The organism is Oerskovia turbata (genome assembly GCF_000718325.1).
Taxonomy (GTDB): Bacteria; Actinomycetota; Actinomycetes; order Actinomycetales; family Cellulomonadaceae; genus Oerskovia; species Oerskovia turbata.
The window spans coordinates 1-21,282 of the sequence record NZ_JOFV01000016.1 but is presented as its reverse complement, the minus strand read 5'-3'; the positions used below and the strand labels follow the sequence as shown (position 1 = coordinate 21,282).

Annotated in this window: 15 protein-coding genes; 9 read left to right on the top strand and 6 right to left on the bottom strand. The window is 71.9% G+C overall.

The window, feature by feature from the left end; translation table 11 throughout:
• Positions 1 to 38: 38 nt before the first annotated feature.
• From IE95_RS0115405 to acnA, 4 genes are all read left to right on the top strand, one after another.
• Positions 39 to 1,316, top strand: a complete 1,278-nt coding sequence (locus IE95_RS0115405; RefSeq protein WP_084690337.1) for a class I SAM-dependent RNA methyltransferase — start codon at positions 39 to 41, stop codon at positions 1,314 to 1,316.
• Positions 1,317 to 1,486: 170 nt separating this feature from the next.
• Positions 1,487 to 2,620, top strand: coding sequence for a glycosyltransferase (locus IE95_RS0115400; protein WP_051703185.1), 1,134 nt, complete (start codon positions 1,487 to 1,489; stop codon positions 2,618 to 2,620).
• A 130-nt stretch (positions 2,621 to 2,750) separates the two neighbouring features.
• Positions 2,751 to 5,252, top strand: a complete 2,502-nt coding sequence (locus tag IE95_RS0115395; protein ID WP_240666412.1) for an HAD-IC family P-type ATPase — start codon at positions 2,751 to 2,753, stop codon at positions 5,250 to 5,252.
• Between the two features lie 203 nt (positions 5,253 to 5,455).
• Positions 5,456 to 8,224, top strand: coding sequence for an aconitate hydratase AcnA (acnA, locus tag IE95_RS0115390; protein WP_030152504.1), 2,769 nt, complete (start codon positions 5,456 to 5,458; stop codon positions 8,222 to 8,224).
• A gap of 138 nt (positions 8,225 to 8,362) precedes the next feature.
• On the opposite strand, the gene IE95_RS0115385 is transcribed toward acnA, so the two are convergent.
• The 4 genes from IE95_RS0115385 to guaB1 form a co-directional block, all read right to left on the bottom strand.
• On the bottom strand, positions 8,363 to 8,809 hold the full coding sequence (locus tag IE95_RS0115385) for a DUF1801 domain-containing protein (protein ID WP_030152503.1): 447 nt from the start codon (positions 8,807 to 8,809) through the stop codon (positions 8,363 to 8,365).
• A 46-nt stretch (positions 8,810 to 8,855) separates the two neighbouring features.
• A complete protein-coding gene (locus IE95_RS0115380) occupies positions 8,856 to 9,755 on the bottom strand; it encodes an aminoglycoside phosphotransferase family protein (protein ID WP_030152502.1) in 900 nt (299 codons plus the stop codon).
• Between the two features lie 61 nt (positions 9,756 to 9,816).
• Positions 9,817 to 10,542 (bottom strand): NUDIX hydrolase, encoded by a 726-nt coding sequence (locus IE95_RS0115375; protein WP_030152501.1) that lies wholly within the window; start codon positions 10,540 to 10,542, stop codon positions 9,817 to 9,819.
• A complete protein-coding gene (gene guaB1 / locus IE95_RS0115370; RefSeq protein WP_030152500.1) occupies positions 10,539 to 11,987 on the bottom strand; it encodes a GMP reductase in 1,449 nt (482 codons plus the stop codon). Before guaB1 ends, IE95_RS0115375 begins: the two co-directional genes overlap by 4 nt.
• 152 nt (positions 11,988 to 12,139) lie before the next feature.
• On the opposite strand from guaB1, the gene dxs reads away from it, so the two are divergent.
• Complete coding sequence (gene dxs, locus IE95_RS0115365) at positions 12,140 to 14,050, top strand: 1-deoxy-D-xylulose-5-phosphate synthase (RefSeq protein ID WP_030152499.1); 1,911 nt, start codon at positions 12,140 to 12,142, stop codon at positions 14,048 to 14,050.
• Between the two features lie 41 nt (positions 14,051 to 14,091).
• On the opposite strand, the gene IE95_RS0115360 is transcribed toward dxs, so the two are convergent.
• Positions 14,092 to 15,234, bottom strand: coding sequence for a carboxylate-amine ligase (locus IE95_RS0115360; protein ID WP_276319056.1), 1,143 nt, complete (start codon positions 15,232 to 15,234; stop codon positions 14,092 to 14,094).
• 588 nt (positions 15,235 to 15,822) lie between these two features.
• Here IE95_RS0115360 and pflB point away from each other — a divergent pair.
• Positions 15,823 to 18,105: a formate C-acetyltransferase gene (gene pflB, locus IE95_RS0115355; RefSeq protein WP_030152497.1), complete on the top strand. Its 2,283-nt coding sequence runs from the start codon at positions 15,823 to 15,825 to the stop codon at positions 18,103 to 18,105.
• A gap of 21 nt (positions 18,106 to 18,126) precedes the next feature.
• Positions 18,127 to 19,137: a pyruvate formate-lyase-activating protein gene (pflA, locus tag IE95_RS0115350; RefSeq protein ID WP_084690336.1), complete on the top strand. Its 1,011-nt coding sequence runs from the start codon at positions 18,127 to 18,129 to the stop codon at positions 19,135 to 19,137.
• Here the strand turns inward: pflA and IE95_RS19130 are convergent.
• A complete protein-coding gene (locus tag IE95_RS19130; RefSeq protein ID WP_206053354.1) occupies positions 19,124 to 19,846 on the bottom strand; it encodes an alpha/beta fold hydrolase in 723 nt (240 codons plus the stop codon). The genes pflA and IE95_RS19130 overlap by 14 nt on opposite strands.
• A gap of 103 nt (positions 19,847 to 19,949) precedes the next feature.
• On the opposite strand from IE95_RS19130, the gene IE95_RS0115340 reads away from it, so the two are divergent.
• Together IE95_RS0115340 and IE95_RS0115335 are read left to right on the top strand one after the other, a co-directional pair.
• Positions 19,950 to 20,393 carry a RidA family protein gene (locus tag IE95_RS0115340; RefSeq protein WP_051703184.1) on the top strand — a complete coding sequence of 148 codons (444 nt, stop codon included), beginning with the start codon at positions 19,950 to 19,952 and terminating at the stop codon, positions 20,391 to 20,393.
• 39 nt (positions 20,394 to 20,432) lie between these two features.
• A complete protein-coding gene (locus IE95_RS0115335) occupies positions 20,433 to 21,182 on the top strand; it encodes a PIG-L deacetylase family protein (protein WP_030152493.1) in 750 nt (249 codons plus the stop codon).
• Positions 21,183 to 21,282: the final 100 nt, after the last annotated feature.

Below are 21,282 nucleotides of genomic sequence, written 5' to 3'. Positions count from 1 at the left end.
CGGAGCCGCGGACCTCTCGCGTCCGGGATACTGGGGGAGTGTCTGAAACCCTGAACCCCACGTCCACCGCCCCCGAGTCTCAACCTCTGGTCGAGCTCGAGGTCGGACCTGTCGCGCACGGCGGCCACTGCGTCGCGCGACTCGACGGGCGCGTCGTCTTCGTCCGGCACGCGCTGCCGGGTGAGCGGGTGCTGGCCCGGATCACCGACGACGGGGAGGACGCGAAGTTCTGGCGTGCCGACGCGGTCGAGATCCTCGACGCCTCCGACGACCGGGTTCCCGCGGCCTGGCCTGCTGCCGGGCCCGGCGGAGCGGGCGGTGGCGAGCTCTCGCACGTGTCCCTGCCCGCGCAGCGCCGCTGGAAGGCTGCTGTGCTCCAGGAGCAGCTCAAGCGCCTCGCCGGCCTTGACCTTCAGGTAGAGGTTGAAGGTGCGCCCGGGGACGACGAGCGTGGCGGCCTCGGCTACCGCACCCGCATCGACCTGGTCGCCGACGACGCGGGCCGTGCGGGCATGCGCGTGTTCCGATCGCACGACGTCGTCGCGCTCGACGCGATGCCGCTCGCGACACCCGAGGTCGCGGCCCTCGCCGAGGCCGAAGAGGTCTTCACGCGCCGCTGGCGACCCGGGACCCGTCTCGAGCTCGTCGCCCCCGCAGGTGGCGCCGACCCGATCCTGCTCGTCGACGGAATCGTCTGGCACTCGGGGCACATCGACCGTCGGCCGCACGCCCGGCGCGCGGTCACCGAGACCGTGACGGTCGCGGGGACCGAGCACTCCTACCGGGTAGCGGCCGACGGCTTCTGGCAGGTCCACCGTGAGGCGCCCGCGCTCCTCGCGGAGGCCGTGCTGCGGGCCGCAGGACAGCTCGACGAGGCGACCGTGGTCGACCTGTACTCGGGCGCGGGACTCTTCACGCTGCCGCTCGCCGACGCCGTCGGGGAGACGGGGCGGGTCGTCGCGATCGAGGGTGACGAGCGTGCCGTCAAGGACGCCCGCCGCAACGCGTTCGAGAAGCCGCAGGTCGAGCTCCACCACGGCTCGGTCGAAAAGGTGCTCGCGGCCAAGGACCACGCCGCGCCGACGGCCGACGTCGTGGTCCTCGACCCGCCGCGCACGGGCGCAGGCCGCAAGGTCGTCGACGCTGTCGCCGCGCTCCAGGCCCCCCGCGTCGTCTACGTCGCGTGCGACCCCGCAGCCCTGGCCCGCGACATCGCCTACCTCGCGAAGCACGGGTACGGCGTCGAGTCCGTCACCGGGTACGACCTCTTCCCGCACACCCACCACGTCGAGGCGATCGCCGTCCTCACGCGGTGAGCCGTGTGCTGCCGGGAGGGCCCGCCAGGTAGCGTCGTGCCGGTGTCCGCGCTCTCGGTCCGGCCCACCCGGCCACCGTGCGGACGCGTTCGCCTGTCGTCCGCACCGGTCCCGGGGGACGATGGGTGGACGTGCCGGTAGCCGCCGGTCCGACGAGCAGAAGAGGGCACATGCAGGTCACCGTGGTGGTCCCGACGTTCAACGAGGGGCCGAACGTCCGCGAGCTCGTGCGCCGCATCGGTGACGCGACGCGGGGGCTCGACGCGGAGGTGCTGTTCGTCGACGACTCGCGGGACGACACGCCGGACGTGATCCGTCGGGTCGCGGCGTCCTCGGTGGTGCCGGTCCGGTTGCTCCACCGGGACCAGCCCGTCGGCGGTCTGAGCGGGGCGGTGGTCGAAGGCCTTCGGGCTGCGCGGGGCGAGTGGGTCGTCGTGATGGACGGCGACCTGCAGCACCCGCCCGAGATGGTCCCCGTCCTGCTGGAGACCGCCGCGGCGACCGGGGCGGACGTGGTGGTCGCCTCGCGGTACGTGGGCGGCGGCGACCCGGGCGGGCTCGACGGGCGGTGGCGCCGGCTGGTCTCGACGGCGTCCTCGCTGCTCGCACGCTCGATGTTCCCGGTGCGGCTGCGCAACGTGACCGACCCCATGACGGGGTTCTTCGCGGTCCGGACCGGCTCGATCGACCTCGTCGCCCTGCGCCCCAGGGGGTTCAAGATCCTGCTGGAGATCCTGGCGCGCAACAAGGTCGCGGTCGTCGAGGAGCCCTTCGTGTTCGGGGAGCGGTTCGCGGGGCAGTCCAAGGCGACGTTCGCGAACGGTCTGCGGTACCTGCAGCAGCTCACGGCGCTGCGGTTCGGTCGGATGTCGACGTTCGCGCTCGTCGGGGCGTTCGGTGCGGTGCTGAACCTGGCGATCATGTGGGGGCTCGAGCAGGTCGGGGTGCACTACATGCCTGCCGCGGTGGTCTCGGCCGCGGTCACGATCGTCACGAACTTCCTGCTCCTCGAGCACTTCGTGTTCCACGACCTGCGTGCGGAAGGGCGCAGCGTGTGGAAGCGCGCGGCGCAGTCCTTCACGTTCAACGGCATCGAGGCCGCGGTCCGGCTGCCGTTCCTGCACTGGCTCGTGGTCCTGACGGGAATGCCCCCCGTCCTGGCGCAGGCCCTGACCCTGGTCGTCGCGTTCCTGCTGCGCTTCGTCTTCCACGCCCAGGTCGTCTACCGACCGCGCAAGGACGCGCCGGAACGCGTCGTGCCGTGGACCGGAGAACCGTCGATCACGACGCGCGACGAGGAGTAGGCACGCGCGCCACGGCACGTGCGTACAACGGCACGTGCGTCGCGCGCATGTCGGGGGGCCGGGTCGAGGGGAGCGGCGCGCGATCGGGCCTCGACAGGGCGGCGCGCCCGCCAGCGGGCACAATCGAGGGGTGAGCAGCCTCGCCGACGACGAGACGTCCGCGACCGGGCCGGTGGGCCCGGCGGACGCTCCGCCGTCGGGCCGGGGGGCCGAACCCGGGAACGGGACGGCACCTCACGACGTGGGCACCGGGCTGAGCGCCCGGGAGGTCGCCGAGCGCGTCCGGGCCGGGCAGACCAACCGGACGACCCGCTCGACGTCGCGCTCGCTCACCGCGATCCTGCGCTCCAACGTCTTCACGCTCTTCAACCTGATCCTCGCGGTCGCCGTGACGCTCGTGCTCCTCACGGGCCGGTGGCCCGACGCGGTCTTCGGGTTCGTGGTGGTGATCAACGCGGCGATCGGCATCGTCACCGAGTACCGGGCCAAGCGGACGCTCGACCGGCTCTCGATCCTCACCGCGCCCTCCGCCCGGGTCGTGAGGGACGGGGCCGAGCAGCAGGTCGCGCTGGACGACGTGGTGCAGGGCGACGTGCTGCTCGTCGGGACGGGCGACCAGGTCCCGGCCGACGCACGCGTGCTCGAGGTCACGGGGCTCGAGGTCGACGAGTCGATGCTCACCGGGGAGTCGCGTCCCGTGCACAAGATCGTGGGCGACGAGGTGCTGTCGGGCTCGACGGTCGTCGCGGGAACCGCCGTGTGCCGCGTGGTGCGCGTGGGCGAGGAGGGGTACGCCCAGCGCATCACGTCCGAGGCCAAGAAGTTCTCGGTCGTGCGCTCCGAGCTGCGCGAGGGCGTGAACAAGATCCTCAAGGTCGTCTCGTTCGGGATCGTGCCCATCTCGTTGCTGCTGTTCTGGAGCCAGCTCAACTACACGGGCGGCGTGCGCGCGTCGATCGCGGACGGGACCTGGCGCGACGGTGTGGTCGCCGCGGTCGCGGGCGTCGTCGGGATGATCCCCGAAGGTCTGGTCCTGCTGACCTCGCTCAACTTCGCGATCGCGGCCACGCTGCTCGCGCGCCAGAAGGTCCTCGTGCAGGAGCTGCCCGCGGTCGAGATCCTCGCGCGCGTCGACGTCCTGTGCCTCGACAAGACCGGGACGCTCACCGACGGGCACGTCGCCCTGACCGCGCTGAAACCCCTCGCCCCGGCCCGGGGCGCGCGCGAGGCGCTCGCGGCGCTCGCGGCCGACCCGGACGGCAACGCGACGTCCAGGGCGCTCGCCGACGGGCTCGCGGACACATCGCCCGCAGCGGTGACGGGGTCCGTCCCGTTCTCCTCGGCACGCAAGTGGAGCGCGGTGCTGACGGAGGCGGGGGCGTTCGTGCTGGGGGCACCCGAGATCCTGCTCGCCGGGCGCACCGACGGCCCGGCGACGGCCGCGCTCGCCGAGGTCGGCGAGGCCGCGGGCACGGGCGCGCGCGTGGTGCTGCTCGCGCACGCCCCGAGCGGCCTCCCGACGGCGGAGGCGCCCCTCCCGACCGACCTCGCCCCCGCACTGCTCGCCGTCCTGGGGGAGCGCATCCGCCCGGACGCCGCGCAGACGCTCGAGTACTTCCGGCGGCAGGGAACCCGGGCCAAGGTCATCTCGGGCGACAACCCCGCCACCGTCGCGGCGATCGCGACCTCGGTCGCCCTGCACGGCGAGGGGGTCCGGGTCGAGGGTTTCGACGCACGCTCCCTGCCCGCCGACCCGGAGCGCCTCGCCGAGGTCGTCGACGCGCACGACGTGTACGGCCGCGTGACGCCCGAGCAGAAGCGCGCGATCGTGCATGCCCTCCAGTCCCGCGGCCACGTGGTCGGCATGACGGGCGACGGCGTCAACGACGCCCTGGCGCTCAAGGACGCTGACCTCGGGATCGCGATGGGCAACGGCGCGCCCGCGACCAAGGCCGTGGCACGCGTCGTGCTCGTCGACGGCCGGTTCGCGACGCTGCCCGGGGTCCTGGCGCATGGGCGGCGGGTCATGGCGAACATGGAGCGCGTCGCGAGCCTGTTCCTCGCCAAGACGACGTACGCCGCGATCCTCGCCGTGTCCGTCGTGCTGCTCGTGTGGCCGTACCCGTTCCTGCCCCGGCACATGACGCTCGCGGGTTCGCTCACGATCGGCATCCCGGCGTTCTTCCTCGCGCTGCCGCCCAACGACCGCCGCTACCTCGCGGGCTTCCTGCGGCGCGTGCTGGGCTTCGCCGTCCCGGCCGGCGTGGTCGTCGGGGCCGTGATCCTGACCGTGTACGGGTACCTGCGCCCGCTCGTGGGCACCGACGACGCCCGCTCGGCCGCGACGCTCGTGCTCGTCGGGGTGTCGTTGTGGATCGTGGGCGTCCAGGCGCGCCCGCTCAACGGGTGGAAGGTCGCGCTGATCGTGGCGCTCGCGGCTTGCGCGGGGCTGGCGGTCGCGATCCCGTGGGTGCGTGACTTCTTCGCGCTCCAGGTCCCGACGGCGTCCGAGGCGCTGGTCATCGCCGTCGCGGTGCTCGTGGGCTGGGCCGCGATCGAGGCCGTGTACCGCGTGCTCACGCCGAGGCTCGCGGGGGGCCCGGGCCGGTTCGCTCCGCGGCCGATATCTTGACGTCAAGATAAATGCGCTATGCTGTGCGTCGGTGACATTTCGGAGCGTCGCCGGGCCCGGCGTAGGCTGGGCAAAGCCCCCAGAACCATCTTGATCGTCATTCGACGACCTGCCGTGCCGGGCGCACGGCGCGGGCCGTAGAGCCCGCGCGGTGCCCCGCCCGCGGTGGTCGTCATCACCCTCGCCAGGTAGAAGGAGCAACCGTGAGCAGCGTCGACACGTTCGGGTCGAAGGGAACACTGGAGGTCGGTGAGAACTCGTACGAGATCTTCCGTCTCTCCGCGGTCGAAGGCGCGCAGCGCCTCCCGTACAGCTTGAAGATCCTCGCGGAGAACCTCCTGCGCACCGAGGACGGCGCCAACATCACCGCCGACCACGTGCGCGCCATCGCCGCCTGGGACCCGGACGCGCAGCCCGACACCGAGATCCAGTTCACGCCGGGTCGCGTCATCATGCAGGACTTCACGGGCGTGCCCTGCGTCGTCGACCTCGCGACCATGCGCGAGGCCGTCGCGGACCTCGGCGGCGACCCGTCGCGCATCAACCCGCTCGCGCCCGCCGAGATGGTCATCGACCACTCGGTGCAGATCGACGTCGCGGGCCGCCGCGACGCGTTCGAGCGCAACGTCGAGTTCGAGTACCAGCGCAACCACGAGCGCTACCAGTTCCTGCGCTGGGGCCAGACGGCGTTCGACGACTTCAAGGTCGTCCCCCCGGGCACGGGCATCGTCCACCAGGTCAACATCGAGTACCTGGCGCGCACGGTCATGACGCGTACCGTGAGCACTGCGGACGGCGACGTCTTGAGGGCCTACCCCGACACCTGCGTCGGCACCGACTCGCACACGACCATGGTCAACGGCCTGGGCGTGCTCGGCTGGGGCGTGGGCGGCATCGAGGCCGAGGCCGCGATGCTGGGCCAGCCCGTCTCGATGCTCATCCCGCGCGTCGTCGGCTTCAAGCTGAGCGGCCAGATCCCCTCGGGCGTGACCGCGACCGACGTCGTCCTCACGATCACGCAGATGCTTCGCCAGCACGGCGTCGTCGGCAAGTTCGTCGAGTTCTACGGCGCGGGTGTCGCGGCCGTGCCGCTGGCCAACCGCGCCACGATCGGCAACATGAGCCCCGAGTTCGGCTCGACCGCCGCCATCTTCCCGATCGACTCGGTCACGGTCGACTACCTGCGCCTGACGGGCCGCTCCGAGGAGCAGCTCGCGCTCGTCGAGGCCTACGCCAAGGAGCAGGGCCTCTGGCTCGACCCGACCGACCCGAGCTACGTCGAGCCGGTCTTCTCCGAGTACCTCGAGCTCGACCTCTCGACGGTCGTCCCCTCGATCGCCGGCCCCAAGCGTCCCCAGGACCGCATCGAGCTGTCGAACGCCAAGTCGGCGTTCGCCCGCGACCTGCCGACCTACGCCCCCGAGGTCGTCGACATGGTCGACGAGGCCGAGAAGGAGTCCTTCCCCGCCTCCGACTCGCCCGCGATCCACGCCAACGGGCGCCGGACCGTCCCGGTCACGGACACCAACGGCAAGCAGTTCGACCTGTTCCACGGTGCGGTCGCGATCGCGTCGATCACGTCGTGCACCAACACGTCGAACCCGTCCGTGATGCTCGCCGCGGCGCTGCTCGCGAAGAAGGCCGTCGAGAAGGGCCTGGAGGCCAAGCCGTGGGTCAAGACCTCTATGGCCCCGGGCTCGCAGGTCGTCACGAACTACTACGAGAAGGCGGGCCTGTGGCCCTACCTCGAGAAGCTCGGCTTCCACCTCGTGGGCTACGGCTGCGCCACGTGCATCGGTAACTCGGGCCCGCTCGACGAGAAGGTCTCCGAGGCCGTCAACGAGCACGACCTGTCGGTCGTCTCGGTGCTCTCGGGCAACCGCAACTTCGAGGGGCGCATCAACCCCGACGTCAAGATGAACTACCTGGCCTCCCCGCCGCTGGTCATCGCGTACGCCCTCGCGGGCACCATGGAGTTCGACTTCGAGCACGACCCGCTGGGGCGCAACGAGGACGGCTCGCCGATCTTCCTGCGCGACATCTGGCCCACGCCCGAAGAGGTCCAGGCGACGATCGACTCCTCGATCGACCGCGCGATGTTCACCAAGGACTACGCGGACGTCTTCACGGGTGACGAGCGCTGGCGCGCCCTGTCCACCCCCGAGGGCAACACGTTCGAGTGGGACCAGCAGTCCACCTACGTCCGCAAGCCCCCGTACTTCGAGGGCATGTCGGCGCAGCCGTCGCCGGTCACCGACATCTCGGGCGCCCGCGTGCTGGCCAAGCTGGGCGACTCGGTCACGACCGACCACATCAGCCCTGCCGGGTCCATCAAGGCGGACTCGCCGGCCGGTGTGTACCTCGCCGAGCACGGTGTCGAGCGTCGCGACTTCAACTCCTACGGCTCGCGCCGCGGGAACCACGAGGTCATGATCCGCGGCACGTTCGCGAACATCCGCCTGCGCAACCAGCTCCTCGACAACGTCGAGGGCGGCTTCACGTTCAACTTCGTGAAGAACGCTCAGGACACCATCTACGACGCCGCGCAGGACTACGCCGCGGCCGGCACGCCCCTCGTCATCCTGGGTGGCAAGGAGTACGGCTCCGGCTCGTCGCGTGACTGGGCCGCCAAGGGCACCGCGCTCCTGGGCGTCAAGGCCGTCATCACCGAGAGCTTCGAGCGCATCCACCGCTCGAACCTGATCGGCATGGGCGTCCTGCCGCTGCAGTTCCCGGCCGGCGAGTCGGCGGGGTCGCTGGGCCTGGACGGCACCGAGACGTTCGACATCTCGGGCGTCACGGCGCTCAACGAGGGCACGACGCCCCGGGCGGTCAAGGTCACCGCGACCAAGACCGACGGCACCTCCGTCGAGTTCGACGCCGTCGTGCGCATCGACACCCCCGGAGAGGCCGACTACTACCGCAACGGCGGCATCCTGCAGTACGTGCTGCGCTCGCTCGTCAACGACTGAGACGCGCTCACCGCGTGGGGTGAGCGGCGTCGTCGGGCCGGGATCTCCCAGCTGCCCGACGGCGCCGCGCACCCCGCCCAGGACGTACGACGACGGGGCGTCCCACCTTCGGGTGGGGCGCCCCGTCGTCGTTCCGGGTCAGGACGAGGAGTCGCGCGCCCGTTGCGTGAAAGTGCCTGCGGTCACGGCTGTGTACGAGCGCCGCACGATCTCCTCCAGGACGTCGAGGTCGTTCGTCGACAGGTCCTTGAGGTACACGCACACGAGACCGGTGGTGTGCGGGCCGAGGCGCGCGAGCAGGTCCTCGTGGGCTCGCGTGCCGTCCGGCAGGTACACCGTGGACGCGGCCTTGCGCGGCGAGAACCCCGCCGCTCCCGCGTCGCCCTGGCGCCCGCTCGCGTACTCGTAGTGGTACTGGCCGAACCCGATGATCGACGGCCCCCACATCACGGGCGGTTCCCCCGTGACTCGCTGCATGAGGGCGAGGAGCGTGTCCGCGTCGCGACGGCGGACCGTGTGGGTCACGGTCGCGAGGAAAGCGTCCACGTCACCGTCGTGCGGGCGGGTCTTGTTGTCCGAGGCCATGTGCCAGTATCTCGAAGTGAGTGGCCATGTGCCCAGGTCGGGCGGCTCAGTCGTCGCCCAGCACCTGCGCGAGCGTCTCGGCGCCCAGTCGGGCGAACGCCGGGTTGTCGTCCGAGTGGGCCGCGAACGCCGTGCCGAGGACCAGGGCCCAGGCGCGGGCCCGCTCCCAGGTCGCGTCGTCGGTCCCGCAGCGGGCCGTCACGGTCTCACGGAAGATCCGGCGTCCCGCTGCGTCGAACGTGATCCAGGCGGTCGCGAGGTCGGTGGCCGGGTCCCCGCTCGTCATGTCCCCGAAGTCGACCACGGCCCCCAACCGGCGGTCGCCGGGCGCGAGCACGAGGTTCGCCGGGTGCAGGTCGCCGTGCAGCCACAGCGCCGGCCCGTCCCACGCGGGGACCTCCACGAGGCGGGACCACAGGTCGAGGAGAGCGCCGTCGTCGGGCACGTGGCCCAGCTGGAGGCGCTCCCGGACCGACTCGTCGCGTGCGGCCAGAGGGACGCCGCGGAACGGGTTGACGGGCGCCTCGGGCGGGGCCGGGACGTGCAGGGCGGCGAGGAAGGCGGCGAGGTCGGGCGCGAACGCGCGGCGCAGCGCACGGTCGACCGCGAGGGCGCTCAGGCCGTCGAACCACGGGACGACGCTCCACGACCAGGGGTAGGACGGGCCGGCCGTCCCGTCCGAGGGGAGCCCGACCCGCACGGGAGCGGGGACCGGCACGGGAAGGCGCGCTGCCAGGCCCGGCAGCCACTCCTGCTCGTGGCGCACGAGGCCGGACGCGGCCTCGCGCCGAGGGACCCGGACCGCCAGGTCGTCGCCCAGGCGCAGCACGACGTTGTCCCAGCCGTTCGCGACGACGACCAGGGGGCGGTCGGCCAGGTCGGGATGCTGGGCGGCGAGCAGGGCGTGGACGAGCTCGACCGTCACGTCGACGTCGGCGGAGGGCATGTCGGGCACGGAGGAACCCTAGCGGGCAGGTGGCGACCGGTCACCCCTGCTCGGCCGATCGTCAGATCGGCACCTCGACCGTGCGCGCCGCGTCCCACGGCTCGGCCCAGCCCAGCCGGTCCAGGAGCGCGTCGAGGATCGCGCCCGTGAACCCCCACACGAGGTGCTCGCGCCCCTCGGCGGACACCAGGAACGCGGGGCTCTTGTGCGTGTCCCGCCCACGGTGCACGACGGCGGTGCGCCGGTTCGCGGGGTCCGTCAGGTCCGCGACGGGTACCCGGAAGACGTGCGCCGACTCGGCCGAGTCGACCACCGCGACGGGGGTGGGCCGCGCCCACCACCCCAGGACGGGTGTCACGAGATGGTTGCTCACGGGCAGGGGGAGCGGGGACAGCGTCCCCAGGACCTCGACCCCGTCGCGGTCCAGACCGGTCTCCTCGACGGCCTCGCGCAGGGCCGCGTCGACCAGGTCCGCGTCCGTGTCGTCGAGGCGGCCACCGGGGAACGAGACCTGCCCCGGGTGATGGCTCAGCGTCGAGGCCCGGGCGAGCAGCAGCACGTCGAGGTCGGCCGCGACCGGGAGAGGCGCCGCGCCGGTCCTGGAAGCGTCACGGGCCGCCGCGACGTCGTCGAGCACGCCGAACAGGACCAGGACCGCGGCCTGACGCACGCGCGACTCGTCGAGCGTGCCGATCGCGTACCGCCACGGGCGCGGCCACGGTGCACCGTCCTGGGCGAGGGCCGCGAGGTCGGCGCGGGCCGACCTCGCGGACGGGGAGACCGTCACCAGCCCGCGGGCAGCGGGCGCCCCTCCTCGTACCCGGCGGCCGACTGGATGCCGACCACGGCGCGCTCGGCGAACGCTTCGAGCGAGTCCGCGCCCGCGTACGTGCACGAGCTGCGCAGTCCCGCGGTGATCTCGTCGATCAGGTCCTCGACGCCCGGACGGGCCGGGTCGAGGTACATGCGCGACGAGGAGATGCCCTCCTCGTACAGCCCCTTGCGGGCCTGCTCGAACGGCGAGCCGCCTGCGGTGCGGGCCGCGACCGCGCGGGCCGAGGCCATGCCGAACGACTCCTTGTAGAGGCGGCCCGTGCCGTCGTCGTGCAGGTCGCCCGGGGACTCGTGCGTCCCGGCGAACCAGGACCCGATCATGACCTGGGACGCGCCCGCCGCGAGGGCCAGGGCGACGTCGCGCGGGTGGCGCACACCGCCGTCGGCCCACACGTGCTTGCCCAGCTCGCGTGCCGCCTCGGCGCACTCGAGGACCGCGGAGAACTGCGGGCGGCCCACGGCCGTCATCATGCGCGTGGTGCACATGGCGCCCGGTCCGACGCCGACCTTGACGATGTCCGCGCCCGCGGCGACGAGGTCGCGCACGCCGTCGGCCGTGACGACGTTGCCCGCGACGATCGGCACCTGCGGGTCGAGCGAGCGCACGGCCTCCAGGGCCTGGAGCATCTTGACCTGATGGCCGTGGGCCGTGTCGACCACGAGCACGTCGGCGCCCGCCGCCAGGAGCTCGGCAGCCTTGGCCTTGACGTCACCGTTGATGCCGACGGCCGCGGCGACGCGCAGCCGGCCCACGCCGTCCAGAGCGGGGGAGTAGACGCTCGAGCGCAGCGCGCCGCGACGCGTCAGGACGCCCACGAGCCGGCCGTCGCGCACGACCGGTGCGACCTTGCGGCGCGAACGGTGCAGCTCGTCGAACGCGGCCTCCAGACCGCCGGGGCCGCCGACCATGGCGGCCTCGACGACCTGCGGCTGGGCGGACATGACCTGGCGGACCTGCGTGAAACGGTCCACGCCCAGGCAGTCGGCCTCGGTGACCACGCCCACGGGGCGGTCTCCCTCGATCACCACGGCCGCACCGTGCGACCGCTTGCCGATGAGCGTCAGGGCGGTGTGCACGGTGTCGGTGGGGGAGACCACGACCGGGGTCTCGATGACGGGGTCCTTGCTCTTGACGTCCGCGATCACGTCCGCGACGACGTCGGTCGGAACGTCCTGCGGGATGACGACGATCCCGCCGCGCCGTGCGACGGTCTCGGCCATGCGCCGGCCCGCGACCGCCGTCATGTTCGCCACGACCAGCGGGATCGTCGTGCCCGTGCCGTCGTCGGACGACAGGTCCACGTCGAAGCGCGACGTGATCTCGGAACGGGACGGGACGAGGAACACGTCGCCGTAGGTCAGGTCTGTGGTGGGCCGCTGGCCCGGCAGGAAGCGCACCACAGCAGTCTACGGAGGGATGCCAGAGGGGGAGGGGGGATGGGGTGACCAGCACGTGCAGACGTCGTGACCAGTCCTTTGAGGGCGCGAGCACCCTCCCTGACGGCCTAGAGTTGTCGGGCTAGTCGAATGGCAGGCGGAACGGAGCGGTGATGACCCTGTTGAGCAGCATCATGTCCCCGGAGGACCTCCGGCGGCTGACCCCCCAGCAGGTGGAGACCCTCGCCGCGGAGATCCGCGAGTTCCTCGTCTCCGCCGTCTCCCGCACGGGCGGGCACCTCGGGCCGAACCTCGGCGTCGTCGAGCTGACCCTCGCGATGCACCGCGTCTTCGACTCGCCCAAGGACTCGTTCGTGTTCGACACGGGTCACCAGTCGTACGTGCACAAGCTGCTCACGGGCCGCCAGGACTTCTCCGCGCTGCGCAAGCGCGACGGCATGTCCGGGTACCCGAGCCGCGCCGAGTCGCCCCACGACATCGTCGAGAACTCGCACGCGTCGACCGCGCTGAGCTGGGGCGACGGGATCGCCAAGGCCAACGTGGTGCGCGGCCTGCGGGACCGGCACGTCGTCTCGGTCATCGGCGACGGCGCGCTCACGGGCGGCATGGCCTGGGAGGCGCTGAACAACATCGCCGAGAGCCAGGACCGCCGCCTGGTCATCGTCGTCAACGACAACGGCCGCTCCTACTCGCCGACAGTCGGCGGCATGGCGCACCACCTGTCGACCCTGCGCACCACGCGTGGTTACGAGAACTTCCTCGACTGGGGCAAGCGCACGCTCTCGCGCTCGGGCGCCCCGGGACGCTTCGCGTACGAGTGGCTGCACGGTCTCAAGAAAGGCCTCAAGGACGTCGTCGCGCCCCAGGGCATGTTCGAGGACCTGGGCATCAAGTACATCGGCCCGGTCGACGGCCACGACATCGAGGCCCTCGAGCACGCGTTCGTGCGGGCCCGCGCCTACGGTGCGCCCGTGATCGTGCACGTCATCACCGAGAAGGGCCGCGGGTACACCCCGGCCGAGCAGGACGTCGCCGACCGCTTCCACGCGGTGGGCCAGATCCACCCCGAGACGGGCCTGCCCGTCGCGCCCTCGCGCTTCGGCTGGACCTCGGTCTTCGCCGACGAGATCGTCAGGATCGGCCGACGCCGCCCCGACGTCGTCGCGATCACCGCGGCCATGCTGCACCCCGTGGGGCTCGCGCCGTTCGCCGAGGCGTTCCCCGAGCGCACGTTCGACGTCGGCATCGCCGAGCAGCACGCCGCGACCTCGGCCGCGGGCATGGCCTTCGCGGGCCTGCACCCGGTCGTCGCGGTCTACGCGACCTTCCTCAACCGCGCGTTCGACCAGGTCCTCATGGACGTCGCGCTGCACAGGGCGGGCGTCACGTTCGTGCTCGACCGTGCGGGCATCACGGGTGAGGACGGAGCGAGCCACAACGGCATGTGGGACATGGCCATGCTGCGCATCGTGCCGGGCCTGCACCTGGCCGCGCCGCGCGACGAGCCGACGCTGCGCGACGCCCTGCGCCACGCGGTCGACATCGACGACGCGCCGTCGGTGGTGCGTTACCCCAAGGGGGCGGTCGTCGAGCCGATCCCCGCGATCGAGACGCTCGACGGTGTCGACGTCGTCGCACGTCACGACGCCGTCCCGGCCAGGAAGACCGCCACGACCTCGACCGCGCCGACCCGCAGGCTGCTCCTGGTCGGTGTCGGGTCCATGACGGGCACCGCGATGGCGGCCGGTGAGGCGCTGGCGTCCCACGGGCTCGACGTCACGGTCGTCTCGCCCACCTGGGTCCTGCCCATGCCGTCTGCGCTCGTGAAGCTCGCGGGCGAGCACGACCTCGTGGTCACGATCGAGGACGGCCTGGCAGACGGCGGCGTGGGCTCGCTCCTGGGGCAGCGTGCGGTCGAGGCCGGGGTCACGGTCCCGGTCGTCCCCCTGGGTCTGCCGACGGTCTTCCTCGACCACATGTCGATCGATCAGATCAAGGCCACACACCGCCTCACGGCGCAGGACGTGACTCGCGACGCGTTGACGGCGCTCGCGCTGCTCTGATCCCCGCTGGTCGGGGAGGCGTACGACCGTGCGCCCGGGCCTCAGGCCAGCGTCGCCTCTGCCGCTCGCTCGATCACGGCGCGCAGGTCGCCCGAGCCTGCGAACCACGTCCGCTGGCGTCCCGCGCCGCCGCCGGTCGACCACAGCCGGCCCAGCAGCTCGGTCACGGCGTCGAGGTCGCCCGCGTCGACGAGCGCCTCGCGCACGTGCGCGACGAGCTGGCCGACGACGTCGTGCGCGGTCGCGGGCTTCCAGGTGAGCGGCGAGACGAGGTCGCCCGAGATCCCGGAGCGCCCGGCCCTCCAGGACGCGGTGCGCAGGAGCTCGGGGTGGAGCATGGGTGCGGCGGCGCCCGCCGCGGCCTCGCGTGCGGCGGTCTCGACGAGCCCGCGGGCCAGGGCGGCGAGGAGGGTCGCGGTGTCGGCGTCGAGGCACACGTCGGCGACGCGGATCTCGACGGTCGGGTACGACGCGGACAGCCGGGCGTCGAAGTAGATCATCGCTGTGTCGAGGATCGTGCCCGTGGCGACCAGGGCGTCGACCGTGGCGCGGTACGCCTCGGGCGTGCCGAACGACGGGGCGGGGCCCGCCGTCGGCCACCGCGACCACACCTGGGAGCGGAAGCTCGCGTAGCCGCTGTCCTCGCCCTGCCAGTACGGCGAGTTGGCGCTCAGCGCGAGGAGCGGGGCGAGCCAGGGGCCGATCCTGTCGAGGACCGCGACGCCCTCGGCGTCGGAGGAGACCGCGACATGCACGTGGCATCCTCCGGTGAGCTGTTCGCGCGCCGTGAGCCCGAACGCGGCGCGGGCCTCGAGGTAGCGGAGCTTTCCCACGGTCGTGGGGGACACGGGCACGGGCGAGGTGCCGAGCGCCACGATGCGTGCGCCGCGCTGCTCGGCGGCCGCGCCGGCCCGGGTGCGCCCGTCGCGGATCTCCTGGGCGAGGTCGGTCAGGTCTGCGCACGGACGGGTGCCGGTCTCGAGCTGCTCCTCCATGAGCTCGAGCTCGAGGTCGCCGCCGGGTGCGTCGTCGGGCCGGTCGGGGCGTGAGCCGCCCGACGCCCCGAGCCCTCCCTCGGTGGCCTCGGTGGTGCCGGACGACTCGATGACCTCGGTCGCGACGGCGGTGGGGATGCCGTCGGGCCCGACGAGGAGGAACTCCTCCTCGACTCCCATGGTTCGCATCGAGGCAGTCTCACACGCCCGGGGTGCGCTTCGCACGCAGGGGGGCGTCCGGTGTGCGGCCTGCGCCCGCGCGCGCGGGGAGCCCGACGGCGGAGCGTGGCCCGGGCGACCGGGGTGCGCGGTGACGTGGCCGCCTCGTGCATAGGGGCGTCGAGGCGTGTCGGACAGCTCGCCTGAGGATGCCGCTCGTCGCCGGCCCGGACCCAGTTCCGGGTGGTGGCGGGCGGCATCTCGATGTGTACTGCGGATCGAGCGACGATCCGCAAGGGACCTTGGTCCCGAGTGCCGGGTCTAAAGACTCCCACGAAAAGGTCATGTGAAGACCGTCACAAGGTGGAATGAAGTCGCTTAGATGCATGTTGAAGGTCGTAGAAGGGTTGGAATTCCGCCGTTCGTCCGACGTCGATCCTCCTTTTGGAGCCACGGCCTGTGAGCCAGGTGACAGCGTCTTTGCCACGCCGACACCCTCTGCAGGTCGTAGCCTGAAAGGGCGAAGGAGAACGGCAGGACGGCACGGATTTCCCGCGTCGACCAAGGTCTTTACCCCCGCCGCGCAGGCAGCGCGGCGTGGACGTCGAGGAGAGTGATATGACCAGCATTTCCGAGGCTCGCAGCACCACTGGCGGCCAGGACGACGCGACCGTCCCCGCATGGGCCGGCTTCACCGCAGGTCCCTGGCAGGACACGGTCGACGTGCGCGACTTCATCCAGCGCAACTACACCCCGTACGAGGGTGACGACTCCTTCCTCGCCGGAGCGACGGAGCGCACGACCGGCATCTGGGCCAAGCTCTCCGAGATGTTCCCCGCCGAGCGCGAGAAGGGCATCTACGACGTCGACCCGCACACGCCCGCCGGCATCACGGCGCACGCACCCGGGTACATCGACAAGGACTCCGAGGTCATCGTCGGCCTCCAGACCGACGCCCCGCTCAAGCGCGCGATCATGCCGAACGGCGGATGGCGAATGGTCGAGGGCGCGCTCGAGACCTACGGCTACCCGGTCGACCAGGAGCTCAAGAAGGTCTTCAGCGAGTACCGCAAGACCCACAACCAGGGCGTCTTCGACATCTACCCGCCGAACGTCCGCGCCGCGCGCAGCTCGCACATCATCACGGGCCTGCCCGACGCCTACGGCCGCGGCCGCATCATCGGCGACTACCGCCGTGTCGCGCTCTACGGTGTCGACCAGCTCGTCGCCGCCAAGAAGCTCGACAAGCTCGACCTCGACACCCAGCCGTTCAGCGAGAAGATCGTGCGCGAGCGCGAGGAGCACGCGGAGCAGATCCGTGCGCTCGGCGAGCTCAAGGCGATGGCGGCCTCCTACGGCTACGACATCTCGGGCCCGGCCACCAACGCCCGCGAGGCCGTCCAGTGGCTGTACTTCGGCTACCTCGCCGCGGTCAAGGAGCAGAACGGCGCCGCGATGTCGCTGGGCCGCACCTCGACGTTCCTCGACGTGTACCTCGAGCGCGACCTGGCGAACGGTGTGATCACCGAGGAGCAGGCGCAGGAGATCATCGACGACTTCGTCATCAAGCTGCGGATCGTGCGCTTCCTGCGCACCCCGGAGTACGACTCCCTCTTCTCGGGCGACCCGACGTGGGTCACCGAGACGATCGGTGGCATGGGCGACGACGGTCGTCCGCTCGTCACGAAGAACTCGTTCCGCTTCCTGCAGACGTTGTACAACCTGGGCCCGGCCCCCGAGCCCAACATGACGGTCTTCTGGAGCCCGCGCCTGCCGCAGGGGTTCAAGGACTTCTGCGCCAAGGTCTCGATCGACACCTCGGCCGTCCAGTACGAGTCGGACGAGCAGATCCGTCCTGCCTGGGGTGACGACGCCGCGATCGCGTGCTGCGTCTCGCCCATGGCGGTCGGCAAGCAGATGCAGTTCTTCGGTGCCCGCGTGAACCTCGCCAAGACCCTCCTGTACGCCATCAACGGCGGCAAGGACGAGGTCACGGGCAAGCAGGTCTCCCCGGTCGTCGCCCCCGTGGCCGAGGGTCAGCCCCTCGACTACGACGACGTCCGCGCCCGCTTCGACAAGACCATGGACTGGCTCGCCGAGACCTATGTCGAGGCGCTCAACTGCATCCACTGGTCGCACGACAAGTACGCGTACGAGCGTCTCGAGATGGCCCTCCACGACAAGGAGGTCCTGCGGACCATGGCCTGCGGTATCGCGGGTCTCGCGGTCGCGGCGGACTCCCTGTCGGCCATCAGGTACGCCAAGGTCACGCCCGTGTTCGACGAGCGCGGCATCGTGGTCGACTACCAGACCGAGGGCGACTACCCCGCGTTCGGCAACGACGACGACCGCGTCGACTCGATCGCGGTCGAGCTCGTCGAGTCGTTCATGGCGAAGATCCGCTCGCACAAGATGTACCGCGACGCCCTGCCGACGCAGTCCGTCCTGACGATCACGTCGAACGTCGTCTACGGCAAGGCCACGGGCAACACGCCCGACGGCCGCCGTGCGGGCGAGCCCTTCTCGCCGGGTGCCAACCCGATGAACGGGCGCGACACGCACGGCATGCTCGCCTCGGCCCTGTCGGTCGCGAAGCTGCCGTACAACGAGGCGCAGGACGGCATCTCGCTGACCAACACGGTCGTCCCGAGCGGCCTGGGCCGCACCCGGGACGAGCAGGTCGCGAACCTTGCCGGTCTGCTCGACGCGTCGGTCGGTGGCGACGGCTACCACATGAACGTCAACGTGCTGGTGAAGGAGACCCTCGAGGACGCCATGGAGCACCCCGAGAACTACCCGCAGCTCACCATCCGCGTCTCCGGGTACGCCGTGAACTTCGTGCGGCTCACCCGCGAGCAGCAGCTCGACGTCCTCTCGCGGACCTTCCACGGCGCTCTCTGAGCGCAGAACGGCGGAACCATCATGACGACTCTCTCGACGCCCGCAGCAGGCCAGGTGCCCGCGCGTGCCGCGGCCCGCTACGGGGTCGACGGGGTCGCCTCGGCTCCGCTGCCGTGGCGGACCTCCGGTGACGGCCTGGGTCACGACAGCGACCTGGACGCACCGGAGGCCCCCCGCCGCCGGACGGGGGCCGGTGTCTCGGGCCTCTCGACGGCAGAGGACCTCGACCGGCACGACAAGCTCGCGATGATGCGCTCGGGCGAGCTGGGCTCCGTCCACTCGTGGGAGCTCGTGACTGCGGTGGACGGCCCGGGCACGCGCCTGACGGTGTTCCTCAACGGGTGCCCCCTGCGGTGCCTGTACTGCCACAACCCCGACACCCTGCAGATGAAGGACGGGGAGCCGGTCACGGCCGACGAGCTCCTCGCCCGGGTCAAGCGGTACCTGCCGGTCTTCCGTGCCACCAAGGGCGGGCTGACCCTCTCGGGTGGCGAGGTGCTCATGCAGCCCGCGTTCGCCGCGCGCATCCTGGCGGGAGCCAAGGAGATGGGCGTGCACACCACGCTCGACACCTCGGGCTTCCTCGGGGCGAACCTGAGCGACGAGATGCTCGCGGACACCGACCTGGTGCTCCTCGACGTCAAGTCGGGCGACCCCGCGACGTACGAGAAGGTCACGGGCCGCGCTCTCGAGCCGACCCTGACGTTCGGTCGGCGCCTGGCCGAGTCCGGCCTGCCCGGCGGCGTCACGGCCGAGCGCCCGGTCGAGGTCTGGATCCGGTACGTGCTGGTCCCGGGCCTGACCGACCAGGCCGAGCACGTCGACGTCGTCGCGGACTACGCGGCCTCGCTCAACGAGATCCGGCCCGGTACGGTCACGCGCGTCGAGGTCCTGCCCTTCCACCAGATGGGCCGGGACAAGTGGGAGACGCTCGGGCGCGAGTACGAGCTCACTGACACCCCCGCACCCGACGTCGAGCTGGTCGAGCGCGTGCGCGACCAGTTCCGGGCGAAGGGCCTCACGGTCTACTGACCGGTCGCCCGACCTCGAGACGTGAGCTGTGGCCCCTGGATCGCCCGATCCAGGGGCCACAGCTCCTTTCTCGGCGAGCGCGGACGCGAGGCGCGGGCAGGGCACCGCGGTCAGCGCCGCCCGTCGCCTGCGCGCGCTCCTCCTGCCCGACGACGTCGCTCGCCTCGCGCTGCGCCGTCGGGCCGTCCGTGGGCTCGGCCGGGGCCTCGGACGTCCTGGCGTGCGTCGCGCGCGTGACCGCGAGCATCCCCGCGTACGGCCCGCCCCGCGGAGGGAAGCCACCCATGACGAGCGCGCTCAGGCGCGTCGTGCGCAGCGCGAGCTGCAGGCCGCTCAGCGCGAGCCACGAGTACCCGTAGTACGCGAAGGTCTCGGCGCCTGCGGCGTCGGCGATCGCGCGCAGGTCGGCCGCGACGTTCTCCGGGGTCAGCGTGTCCGGGGCCGGGTGAGCCATGCGGTGCCCCTCGTCGTCGGACGCGACCACGCAGAACGTGGGGGAGAGGGCGTCGACCAAGGTGCGGCCGAGCGCGGGGTCGAGGCCCCACGCCCGGAGCTCGTCGGCCTGCGGCCCCGTGGCCGGGACCGGGTTGGCCGGGAGCACGACGGCAGGGCCCGTCCCCGTGACCTCGACGGGGATGGTGCTCCCGTCGTGGAGGGTCGCCGTGGTGTGGTGCGTGACCGGAGAACCGTTCGACGTCGTGCGAGCCACGCCATCGCGCACCCCCGGGCCGACGCCGAGCCCGAAATGCCTGGATCCCCGCGCCCGGATGACGGAGGATCGAGGAACACCCCATCGACCCCGAGGAGAACCCGTGCCTTCTGCCCCCGCTGCACCGTCGACCACCGAGCCGTCGACCCCCGTCGCACGGCTCGTGCGCAGCCCCCGCCTGTCCGACGTCGCCGAGTACGCCTACGCGACTGTCGTCCCGTCCGGCGCCCGTCTCGTGTACGCCGCAGGCGCGTGCCCGCTCGACGCCGCCGGAGCGACCGTGGGCGTCGGGGACGTGCGGGCCCAGGCCGCGCAGACCATGTCCAACCTGCGGGTCTCGCTCGAGGACGCGGGCGCGACCTTCGCGGACCTCGTCAAGACGACCGTGTACGTCGCCTCGACGTCGCAGGACGACCTCGTCGCCGCGTGGGAGGTCGTGCGAGACACGCTCGCCCCGCACGACCCGCCGAGCACGCTGCTCGGCGTCGCCGCGCTCGGGTACGACGACCAGCTCGTCGAGGTCGAGGCGGTCGCGGCGATCCGCTGACCCCACTACGCGAGGGCGCCCGGGCATACCGTGGGAGGCATGGACCTCCCACCTCAGACACCCCTGACCCCGCTGACAGAGGACTGGACCCGGGCGCTCGCGGTCGTGGCCCACCCGGACGACATGGAGTTCGGCGCGGCCGCGGCCGTCGCGCGCTGGACCGGGCAGGGCAAGACCGTGGTCTACGCCATGGTCACGAGCGGCGAGGCGGGGATCGACGGCCTCGCGCCCGCCGAGGCGCGCGCCGTGCGCGAGGCCGAGCAGGTCGCGTCGGCCGCGATCGTGGGCGTGGACGAGGTCGAGTTCCTCGGCCTGCCCGACGGCGTGCTCGAGTACGGGCTGCCGCTGCGGTCGGCCGTCGCGGCGGCGATCCGGCGTCACCGCCCCGAGGTCGTCATCACGGGCAACTACCGTGAGACGTTCCCGGGCGGGATGCTCAACCAGGCCGACCACATCGCGACAGGCCGTGCCGTCGTCGACGCCGTGCGGGACGCGGGCAACCGCTGGGTCTTCCACGACCAGGTCGGGGCGGGCCTGGAACCGTGGGGCGGAGTGCGGCAGGTCTGGGTCGCCGGCTCCCCGGACGCGGCCCACGGCGTCGACGTGACGGGGACGTTCGACGCGGGCGTGGCCTCGCTCAAAGCCCATGCCGCCTATATCGCCGGCCTCGGGTGGGAGCACTTCGACCCGGCGGAGTTCCTCGCGACCATGTCCCGGGCGGACGGCGCTCGCATGGGCGTCGAGCATGCGACGGCGTTCGAGGTGCTGAGGATGGGCTGGGAGGACTAGCTGTACTGACCAGGATCGTTGTTGACGTGAAGAGAGACCTCCGTGTCGAGTGGGAGCTGTCTAGGAACCCGGCTCTGACCAACGGAGGTCTCTCGTGTCC